Source organism: Oscillatoria sp. HE19RPO, assembly GCF_024220515.1.
Lineage (GTDB): Bacteria > Cyanobacteriota > Cyanobacteriia > Cyanobacteriales > Laspinemataceae > Laspinema.
Genome location: NZ_JAMXOT010000387.1, coordinates 1 through 9,685, shown reverse-complemented (window position 1 = coordinate 9,685; position 9,685 = coordinate 1). Strand labels below are relative to the sequence as shown.

Sequence of the window (9,685 nt, the reverse complement as noted above, 5' to 3'; positions counted from 1 at the left end):
GATTTTTCGTGATTAAATTTATGTTGTCCGGAGGGCGCAAGCATTGCGCCCCTACAAGAAATAACGATTTTTCGTGATTAAATTTATGTTGTCCGGAGGGCGCAAGCATTGCGCCCCTACAAGAAATAACGATTTTTCGTCATTAAATTTACCACCTTGACAGGGCTAGGGTTTTAACCCCCGCCGGTTGTTGCTGCACCCAACCCACCCTAACTCGGATGACTTACTCCTGCGCGACACGACGCACTTTACTCACCACAATTTCCATCTCATCCGCTGACAGGGGGATAATCTGATCCAACACAAATTCATAATCGTTCTGGAGTTCCAGTTTCCCCTGTAACTCATCATTCTCCCAAGCCTGTTGACCCCGAATCATCATCATTTTTTCTTCCTCAGAGTCTATGGCAGAGAAGGGAACCCGCCAAGTTTCTGGGGTGCCCATATCCTCGCCCCGAATTTTGGCCCGCCCTCCGAGAACTGACCCCTGATTTTTCTGGCGATCGCGCTCTATTTTGGCAACTTCCGTCAGGGGCAATCCTTGGGAGAGTCCCGCCAATTGCACTTGGCGGGTTTCTGGGTTAAATCCCAGCAATTCATGGTCCCCTCTCCCCCCAGCTTTTAACTCAATTTTGACATTCACAGGCAGCATCACGGGGATGATTCCCTGTTCCTGTTGCTCTGTGGCAGTCACTTCAGCCGTTTGGGAAGGAGAGCTAATGGCACATCCGGCTATTCCCAGGGAGGAAAGCATTAAAATCAGTGACAAGATATGGCAAGTTGGATGTTTCATAACAGATTAGACTGGTTTAGAACTCGATGAGGAGGGTTAAGAACGGTAGCCCTGTCAAGGTGGTAAATTGCATGACGAAAAATCGTTGTTTGTTGTAGGGGCGTATTGCATACGCCCTCTTTAACAGTCAATTGAATCCCTCATCGTTGTGAATTGTAGGGGCGCTTCGAGAAGCGCCCTAGGGCGTATGCAATACGCCCCTACAAATACACCTTGACAGGGCTAGGTTAAGAAGGGCCATAGGGGATGAGGGCCGACTGGCTAAACGGTAAGATGTATCCCCGATAGGGTTTGTTGTCATCTTTGGGAGAAGGTTGATATGAGTGAGTCACCGCGTTTGCCCCCTGAAACTTTTGCACTGGGAAGAATTGCCAGTTTACTGGTGATGTTGGGGGCGGTGCTATACTTCACGGGTTGGACTTATCGCTGGATCTATTTCGGATTTTTCCAACTGGAAGTGACGACGCTCCCTTTACCCCTAGAGTCGTTTTATATTGCTGCCTTTCAAGTGTTTTTCGGCAGCTTCCGAGCAATTCTCCATACTATTATAACCGTCGCCTTGATTGTGGTGGGGGTTTATTGCAGTCTATGGTTACTGGAAGGGCAACCCTCCCAAAGATTCCAAGCGGGAATGCACAAAATCTATCAGCGGACACTGAATTGCCTGAATCGGGGTTTAACCCGGGGTCAATCTCCTAAAACGCTCTGGAAACGAGGGCTGTTGCGGTTGTATGGGGGACTGCTGCAACTGCTGAAATCGTTTTTGGAGTTCCACCTGTTGGAGTATCAATCTCTGCGCTTTTTGCGTTCTTTGTTGGATGAAACAGTGATTATCTGTTGGCTGCTGGCGGGCTGTTTCTGGCTGGCACAATGGCAGGGAGAAGCGGATGCGTGGCGGGATGCGGTGAATGAAACTTCGTCTCTGCCGGTGGTGACGATAGTGGTGCGAGAGGATAGTTTTCCCCTGGGGGTGAACCCGGATAATATTCGCAATCCCCAAGGTATCCGGATTATTGGGGATGCCAGCAGCTACCAGCAACTACTAAGTGCGGCGATTAATAATCCTAGCCAGAATCGCGTCTGGCGGTTGCTGATTGATGTGGATGGAGATTATTATATTTTCCCGGCACTTCCTAGACGAGATGAAACCCGCCGTCCGCTGGTGGTGGTGATTCCTCGCAGTCGTGAGGGCGATCGCTTGATTCAGTTGCGCCCCACTCTCGACACGGATATTCCGAGTGGGGATAACAATTGATAATGGATCTCTTGCAAAATACCGATCTGATCCCCCCAACCCCCCTTAAGAAGGGGGGCTTAAGAGAATTTTGCAATAAGTCTAATGGACAAATGACAACCGATTTTTGTTATAATACATTAATCCTAATTAACAATTACCGGGACTATGGTTCAAACTCCTATTCCCTCTCATATTCTCTACCCGGACTCTGATGGTAAGCCGATGGCAGAAAATACCCTGCAATATCGCTGGATTGTGCGGTTAGTCACTAATCTCAAGCAACTTCTCAAGGACCAAGTTGCCTTTGTTGCGGGGGATTTACTCTGGTATCCGGTTCGGGTAGAACGTCCTCCTGCCCCTTGTCAAGCGCCTGATGCGATGGTAGCATTGGGTCGTCCGGATGGGGACCGAGGTAGTTATAAACAGTGGGAAGAAGACAACATTGCCCCCCAGGTGGTGTTTGAAATTCTCTCCCCCAGTAATACCATGAGTGAAATGTCTGCGAAACAGCAGTTTTATGAACGGTATGGTGTGCTGGAAATGTTTTTTTATGACCCCGAATCTCATGACTTTTGGGGTTTTCATCGGGCGACGGCGCAAGATAGTTTGATGTTAATTACCCCGCTACATTTGCCCTGGGTTTCTCCTTTGCTGAACATTCGTTTTGAAATGTTCGCTGATGGTTTAGCGGTGTATCATCCTGATGGGAAATTGTTCAAGGAACCAGGGGAGTTGTTTGAGGAAAGGGATAAGGCGCAACAAGAACGCGATCGCGCTGCACAAGAACGGGATGAGGCTGCACAAGAACGCGATCGCGCCTTTGCTAAACTTCGGGAACTGGGGATTGACCCTGAAACCCTGTAAAAATTGCAGCCAAAAAGAGGTGGGAAAACATCTGCCCACCCTCTCCCTTCTTTCTTTGAAGAACCGGATTTGTTATAATACATAAATCCTAATTAACAATTACCGGGACTATGGTTCAAACTCCTATTCCCTCTCATATCCTCTACCCGGACTCTGATGGTAAGCCGATGGCGGAAAATACCCTGCAATATCGCTGGATTGTGCGGTTAGTCACTAATCTCAAGCAACTTCTCAAGGACCAAGTTGCTTTTGTTGCGGGGGATTTACTCTGGTATCCGGTGCAGGTAGAACGTCCTCCTGCCCCTTGTCAAGCGCCGGATGCGATGGTAGCATTGGGTCGTCCGGATGGCGATCGAGGTAGTTATAAACAGTGGGAAGAAGACAACATTGCCCCCCAGGTGGTGTTTGAAATTCTCTCCCCCAGTAATACCATCAGCGAAATGACTGCGAAACAAAATTTTTATGCACAGTATGGTGTGCTGGAAATGTTTTTTTATGACCCCCAATCTTATAATTTTTGGGGGTTGCATCGGGCTACGGCGCAAGATAGCTTAATGTTTATCAACCCCGATGATTTACCCTGGACTTCTCCAATATTAAATATTCGCTTTGAACTATCTGCGGATGGGTTAGCGGTGTATCATCCTGATGGGGAATTGTTCAAGGAACCAGGGGAGTTGTTTGAGGAACGGGATAAGGCACAACAAGAACGCGATCGCGCCTTTGCTAAACTTCGGGAACTGGGGATTGACCCAGAAACCCTTTAAACGATGCCTGTCACGGTGCTGTAATCTATTGAATTTCAGCACCAAGACTTAGGAAATCAACGGGGTTGCTGAGGGCAAGCAACCCCCAAATTAGGCTGAAATTATGGCTTCAATAGGAATGGTTATATCAGGAAAGGCTAGAGGAGAAATTTCTCCCTCCTTTAAGGTCATTTTCGACCCATAATCCCGTCCCCTGGGTTGCCGATAGACAATTAATTCGGCTGTTTGGAGATTGACTAGCCAATATTCGGGGATTCCCGCTTCGGCATAGATGTGATATTTTAGGGTGGAATCTTTCTCTAAGCTGGTATTAGCATATTCAATCACCCAGAAGATGTTCTCTGGATAGGGATGGTGGGAGAGATATTCCCGTCCGAGGGGTTGGACAATGGCGAGATCCGGTTCTGGTTCGGATTGGTTGGGGAGGGTAATCGGTTTAGCTTGACTCACTAGGGCGCGGTAAGCGAGTAAATGAGTGAGATATTGACCCGCTTCGGAACTGAAATAGGCGTGAGGTGGATCTTCTCGGGGCATTTCGACGATTTCTCCAGCTAACAATTCCACCGGGCGATCGTCGAGTAACCCGGTTTTAATGATTTGGTGGTAGTCTTCTATGCTCCACTTAATTGTTGACAGTACCATCTTGACACCTCTATCAACCGTCTCTCTAGTTTATCATGAATGGTGGTAGTTTGCTGGATTAAGGGTTTTCTGAAGTTGTTGCCGAGGGTTAGAAACCGGGTTTGGTGCATCACTTTTGCTTCATCACCGAGATTTAGGTAAGAAACCCGGTTTCTGAAGTTGTTGCCGAGGGTTAGAAACCGGGTTTGGTGCATCACTTTTGCTTCATCACCGAGATTTAGGTAAGAAACCCGGTTTCTGGATTGTTGCCGAGGGTTAGAAACCGGGTTTGGTGCATCACTTTTGTCTGATTTCCGAGATTTAGTCAAGAAACCCGGTTTCTGAATTGAGGTTAACTGGAACTGCTGGATATCAGTTTGGATGGGGTGGTGCGCCAGAGTAATTCTAGTTTGTTGCCGGGAATGGTTAGATATAAAACATCTCCTACGTCTAGACAGGTTTCTAATAACTCCCATCCATGAAGGGTTCCCGCTTGAGTTTGAATATATAACGGGACAAAATCCGCTTTTATGGCTGATTCTTTGACGGTTTGATGATAGAATGGATGGGCGGGGGTGATTAAGGTGGCGATCGCCACCCAGAGACTTCCGGCAGTCATGCCATTGCCTAAAATTCGTCCTCCGATCGCCGCTGCTGCAAAGGCTGGTGCTGCCATTTCGGTGGGATTGAGCACGCGCTCAAAGTCGAACACTTGTTGTACCATTAAGGCAAAGCGCGGGTCCTCACTTCGGACGACAACGGGCAGTTGCGGGACGACGCCTTTTGCAGTTAAGGCAATTTCTAAGTTGTTCATGTCATTGCTGGTAACCGCTAACACGGCTTCGGCTTTTTCAATATTAGCCGCTTTTAAACTAGCGGGGAGTGTGGCATCTGCCTGGATGATGGGAATTTTTAACCCTTGTGCGGTACTCAGAAAGCGGCAGTTGGGGTCGCGATCGATGACGACGACATCATATCCATTGCTATGCAGTTGCTCGATCGCCTTAATCCCGATGTCCCCCAATCCACACACGATATAATGATGGCGCTGGGGGATTTGCGGGGTATCCCACAGTTGTCTAAATCGGCTGCCTAGGATAAAATCATTGAGCAGCGCATAGCAAATCCCGACTGCACCGGCCCCAACGAGCATCATCAGGGCGGTAAACAGTTTCAGGGGAACGGGAGACTGTTCCGCGACGCCTTCATTGCCTCCCGCGCCGGTTATCATGCCGACGGAGAAATAAAGTGAATCAACAAAAGAGGTGTCTGTATTAACAAAGGTATAAGTAAAAGTTGCGGTTAAAATTGTTAGTAATAGGGCTAATAGGGCGAGGGTGGTGGCTTGATTTTGCTGTTGAAATCGTCGCCAATTGCCGAGAGATTCTTGGAATTTCCGCCTCCAGGAACGCCGGTTGTGGCGCTTACTCAGTTGGGTAGCGACAATCAGGCGATCGCCCACTTCCAAGGTTTTTCCAGCCAGAACCGCCGAAACTAGGTCGATATGAGGATGCTGGGGTAAATAGTATATCAGCATCCGGCGCTGATCTTCCCATAACTCGGCTAACTTGCGCCCATTCCAGGGATGACGCTCATCGATATATTCTTCATGAATCGGCCAAGTTTCATTAAACAGAGTGAGTTGTCCGATCGCCCGACTCCCCATTGCCGCAAAGGCAAAAATCGGGGCCGCCAAGGTGGAGACGCTCATACTGGTATGCTGGGGTAAAGTGCGGTCCAATCGATCGCCTAAACTGCCATTAAACAGCCGCGTAATAATCCGAATATGGGGATTGAGCAATCGAGCTTGCATCAGAATCGCTAAATTGAGCGCATCATCATCCGAGGCGATCGCGATCGCATCGGCATCTCGAATTCCAGCCGCGAGTAACGTGGCAGCAGACTGGGGATCTCCCACAATGATCCCTGTATCTTCTCCCGGAATTGGGCGCTCTCCTACGCCCACAACCGAGGCCCCCTGTTGTCTTAACAAGCCAAAAATTTGATACCCCGTGCTACCCAGACAGCAAACGATGATTCGCGGTTTCATGATGACCCCAGCCTACGATCAGGATTCAGAAAGAATACAGCCAAATTAGCATCAATGTCACGGACGGTAATATTTTCAGTCCCTCGGGATCTAAAAAATGTAGCGCAGGACACCGCCTCTGGTTTTTGCTTCAAAAAACTATCCCACGGATAGATCTTAGCGGCGACCCCTCCCGGAAAGTCTGAGCAATTCGACTCGGGAAAAATGCTCTGGGGTAACAACCGGATGAATCTATTGAACAGGCGATCGCCTTCTCTGGGATGGGCGATCGTCTCGTTCCTGTATAGCGACCCAAATGGTTACCATCATACAAACCAGGAGTGAGAGCATCTTGCTCCTTACTGCAACAAGATGTTCCCACTCCCTTTAAATTTTGTCTAATTGATTTAGACTTGCTATATATATTATCTGGTTTTTAAAAGCTAGACCCGTCAAGGTGTATTTGTAGGGGCGTATTGCATAAATTCTCTCATGTATGCAATACGCCCCTACAAGAAGCAAGGATGAGGCGGGATTCCATTGACGGATAAAGAGGAAGTATGCAATACGCCCCTACAAGAAACAAGGATGAGGCGGGATTCCATTAACGGATAAAGAGGAAGTATGCAATACGCCCCTACAAGAAACAAGGATGAGGCGGAATTTAATGTACCACCTTGACAGGGCTAGTTTTTAAAAGCCAGTTTTTTCTTCAGCCTGGATCAAGGTCTTGATCTGTATAGCCACGTCCTTGAATTTCTCCAGAGATTGAGACAGAAGAGAACTGGACTCCATCTTACTTCGCCACAGTTGCCGATAACCATTGCAGTGCACCGGGTGTTTTGTGCCATGCCAATAGCGCTGTAGCTGCATAAGAAACCGCCTCACTTTCATCCCCCCACCCGATTAAACTTGGCAGTTGTTTCGGCATCTTTTTCTTTTCCAAAAGATAATCGGGAACATATTTATTGCTCTCTAAGGCTTGTTGTAACTCCTGATTCGTTTGTTCCGTTGCGCCATCCTTTTGAAACAACCATAAGGCGCGCGAATAGCTCCAGGAAGCCGAAGCTTCATCTTCATATTGTTGAAACAGATTGGCGACTGCCTCCGAGTCACCTTCTTCCAAGAGGCAAGGGAGCAACATATAGCGGACGCCTTGATTATCATTGGGGTTAAGGCGTAACATCTCCTGGTAATGGGCGATCGCCTCTGCGGTTTCCCCCAACTGCAAACAACATTCCGCCAAACCCTGGCGCGCCCGCATATAGGGACGAGTCTCGGTCATTCCCCAAAAATATCCAGCCTGTTCTTCAAAAAATTCTGGACCTAAAGCTCGTTCCCCCGCCTGTACCCCTTGCGCATAAAACGCTTTGGCTTCCTTGAGGGTTTTAGCAGACTCTTGGGCTAATAGCACATAAGCATCCGCACAATCTGCACAAATCTTTAACGCCCGCTTTGCTAATTGTACCCGCTTCTTGCCCGGAACAGACCAAGCCTCATACATGATATCTTGTGCCTTTTCCAGGGGGGTTTCCTCCTGGTTCAGCGTGAGGGGTTGTCCAGAAGTGAGGGCTTCCTGGAGAAAAGCGTTCGCTTCTTCGATGGACTCAAACTCATTTTCCTCCAAGAGTTTCTGAATCTGCCGCATCATCTTTTCCATCTCCTGGAGACTGCCAACCTTGGGTCCTTTGAATCCTTGGATTGCTGGAGGTTCGGTACTTTTGGTGCTTTTGGTGCTTTTAGTGCTTTTAGTGCTTTTGGCAGCACTGGGGGTGGTTTTCTCTGTGGTTTTTTTGGTTTTTCTGGGCTTTTTTTCAGTCATGGTCGGTCTCCGGGGGTTCATTTACTACAATTTATATTAGCAGGAGTGGAAAACTGTGCGATCGCCACCCCTCTCCCTGCGGTTTCCCAGGGGTTGACTCCAGCCAACACAAGCTACACTTAAAAGAATCAGACCTGAACATCCGGACATGGATTTCTTCCCCTTTCTTTGGGACTTCCCTCCCTCATTCTGGTCCAGGACTGATGCACCCGATGGACCATTTAGGAGTTTGTACCGGGCTTAAACCTGGGCCTGAGTTGCACCTCCCCCCGAAGATTCCCTGGCCGGAATGATGGGATTTATAACTGTTTTACGGAATCAAACTTGAGAATAAATTAGAGGAAAATAATGGCTAATCAACAATTGCGAAGAACTGAAAATGTTGGCGGTGATTTCTATGTGGATACAACCTGCATTGATTGCGATACTTGCCGATGGATGGCTCCCGATATCTTTCATCGTGACAATGACCAATCGGCAGTATATCAGCAACCCCAAACGGAAGCCGAACGCTTGGAAGCTTTACAGGCCCTTTTAGCCTGTCCTACGGCTTCGATTGGGACTGTCGATAAACCCAAAGACATCAAAAAAGCCCAAGAGAGTTTTCCCCTGTTAATTGACCGCAATATTTATCATTGTGGGTATCATGCGGAGAGTTCTTTTGGAGCGGCGAGTTATTTAATTCAGCGACCAGAGGGGAATATTTTGGTTGATTCTCCTCGATTTTCTCCGCCTTTAGTTAAGCGGTTGGAATCAATGGGAGGGATTCGGTATCTTTATTTGACCCATCAGGATGATGTAGCAGATCATCAGAAATTTGCTGAACATTTCGGCTGCGATCGCATCTTGCATCAAGATGAAATCAATCCCCGGACTCGGGATGTGGAAATTCAGCTAACCGGCTATGAGCCAATTGAACTCGAATCGGATATGTTAATTATTCCCCTTCCCGGACATACGAAAGGCCATACGGTTTTGCTTTATCAAAACAAATTTCTATTTACGGGAGATTGTTTAGCTTGGTCCCATTTGCAGAATCAATTGATTGGCTTTCGCCGTGCCTGTTGGTATTCTTGGCCGGAATTAATTAAATCCCTGCACAAGTTAAAAGACTACTCCTTTGAGTGGGTTTTGCCCGGGCATCGTCGCCGCTATCATGCAGAAAATGCCCAGCAAATGCAACAGGAACTCCAACGTTGTTTAACTTGGATGGAAACCCAATGATAAGCGGGCCATTTCAATAAAAACCCACCCCCTCAAGGGTGGGGCTATACGGACGAACGGACGCTTACGCTGGCGCGCAGGCTACGCCAAACGCAGGCTAAAACCGAAAACCGAGTTTCACCAACCGGATTTGGTATTATCACCTGGACAGGCGCTTCTCGAAGCGCGGCTACATGATATTAGGGTTTGGGTGATTGCATTTATTATTTGGACAGGCGCTTCTCGAAGCGCGGCTACATGATATTAGGGTTTGGGGTGATTGCATTTATTATTTGGACAGGCGCTTCTCGAAGCGCGGCTACATGATATTAGGGTTTGGGGTGATTGC

9 protein-coding genes are annotated in these 9,685 nt (G+C 48.0%); 4 read left to right on the top strand and 5 right to left on the bottom strand.

Annotated features, from left to right (window positions below):
- Positions 1 to 223: 223 nt before the first annotated feature.
- Entirely contained in the window at positions 224 to 793 is a 570-nt protein-coding gene (locus tag NG833_RS27335; protein WP_254568427.1) for a hypothetical protein, read from the bottom strand.
- Between the two features lie 319 nt (positions 794 to 1,112).
- Here NG833_RS27335 and NG833_RS27330 point away from each other — a divergent pair, with 319 nt between their 5' ends.
- The 3 genes from NG833_RS27330 (at position 1,113) to NG833_RS27320 (ending at position 3,661) form a co-directional block, all read left to right on the top strand.
- A complete protein-coding gene (locus tag NG833_RS27330) occupies positions 1,113 to 2,048 on the top strand; it encodes a hypothetical protein (RefSeq protein WP_254568426.1) in 936 nt (311 codons plus the stop codon).
- A gap of 147 nt (positions 2,049 to 2,195) precedes the next feature.
- Positions 2,196 to 2,894 (top strand): Uma2 family endonuclease, encoded by a 699-nt coding sequence (locus tag NG833_RS27325; RefSeq protein WP_254568425.1) that lies wholly within the window; start codon positions 2,196 to 2,198, stop codon positions 2,892 to 2,894.
- 110 nt (positions 2,895 to 3,004) lie between these two features.
- The gene (locus NG833_RS27320; protein WP_254568424.1) at positions 3,005 to 3,661 is read left to right on the top strand and encodes a Uma2 family endonuclease; all 657 of its coding nucleotides are present in this window, start codon (positions 3,005 to 3,007) and stop codon (positions 3,659 to 3,661) included.
- A 90-nt stretch (positions 3,662 to 3,751) separates the two neighbouring features.
- Here the strand turns inward: NG833_RS27320 and NG833_RS27315 are convergent, their stop codons facing one another.
- The 4 genes from NG833_RS27315 to NG833_RS27300 form a co-directional block, all read right to left on the bottom strand.
- Positions 3,752 to 4,303 (bottom strand): Uma2 family endonuclease, encoded by a 552-nt coding sequence (locus NG833_RS27315; protein ID WP_254568423.1) that lies wholly within the window; start codon positions 4,301 to 4,303, stop codon positions 3,752 to 3,754.
- Complete coding sequence (locus NG833_RS27310; RefSeq protein ID WP_254568422.1) at positions 4,273 to 4,611, bottom strand: hypothetical protein; 339 nt, start codon at positions 4,609 to 4,611, stop codon at positions 4,273 to 4,275. The genes NG833_RS27315 and NG833_RS27310 overlap by 31 nt, the downstream gene beginning before the upstream one ends.
- Positions 4,612 to 4,634: 23 nt before the next feature.
- Positions 4,635 to 6,332, bottom strand: coding sequence for a TrkA family potassium uptake protein (locus tag NG833_RS27305; protein ID WP_254568421.1), 1,698 nt, complete (start codon positions 6,330 to 6,332; stop codon positions 4,635 to 4,637).
- A 775-nt stretch (positions 6,333 to 7,107) separates the two neighbouring features.
- Positions 7,108 to 8,133: a hypothetical protein gene (locus NG833_RS27300; RefSeq protein WP_254568420.1), complete on the bottom strand. Its 1,026-nt coding sequence runs from the start codon at positions 8,131 to 8,133 to the stop codon at positions 7,108 to 7,110.
- Between the two features lie 348 nt (positions 8,134 to 8,481).
- On the opposite strand from NG833_RS27300, the gene NG833_RS27295 reads away from it, so the two are divergent.
- A complete protein-coding gene (locus NG833_RS27295) occupies positions 8,482 to 9,357 on the top strand; it encodes an MBL fold metallo-hydrolase (protein WP_254568419.1) in 876 nt (291 codons plus the stop codon).
- The last annotated feature ends 328 nt before the right edge of the window (positions 9,358 to 9,685 follow it).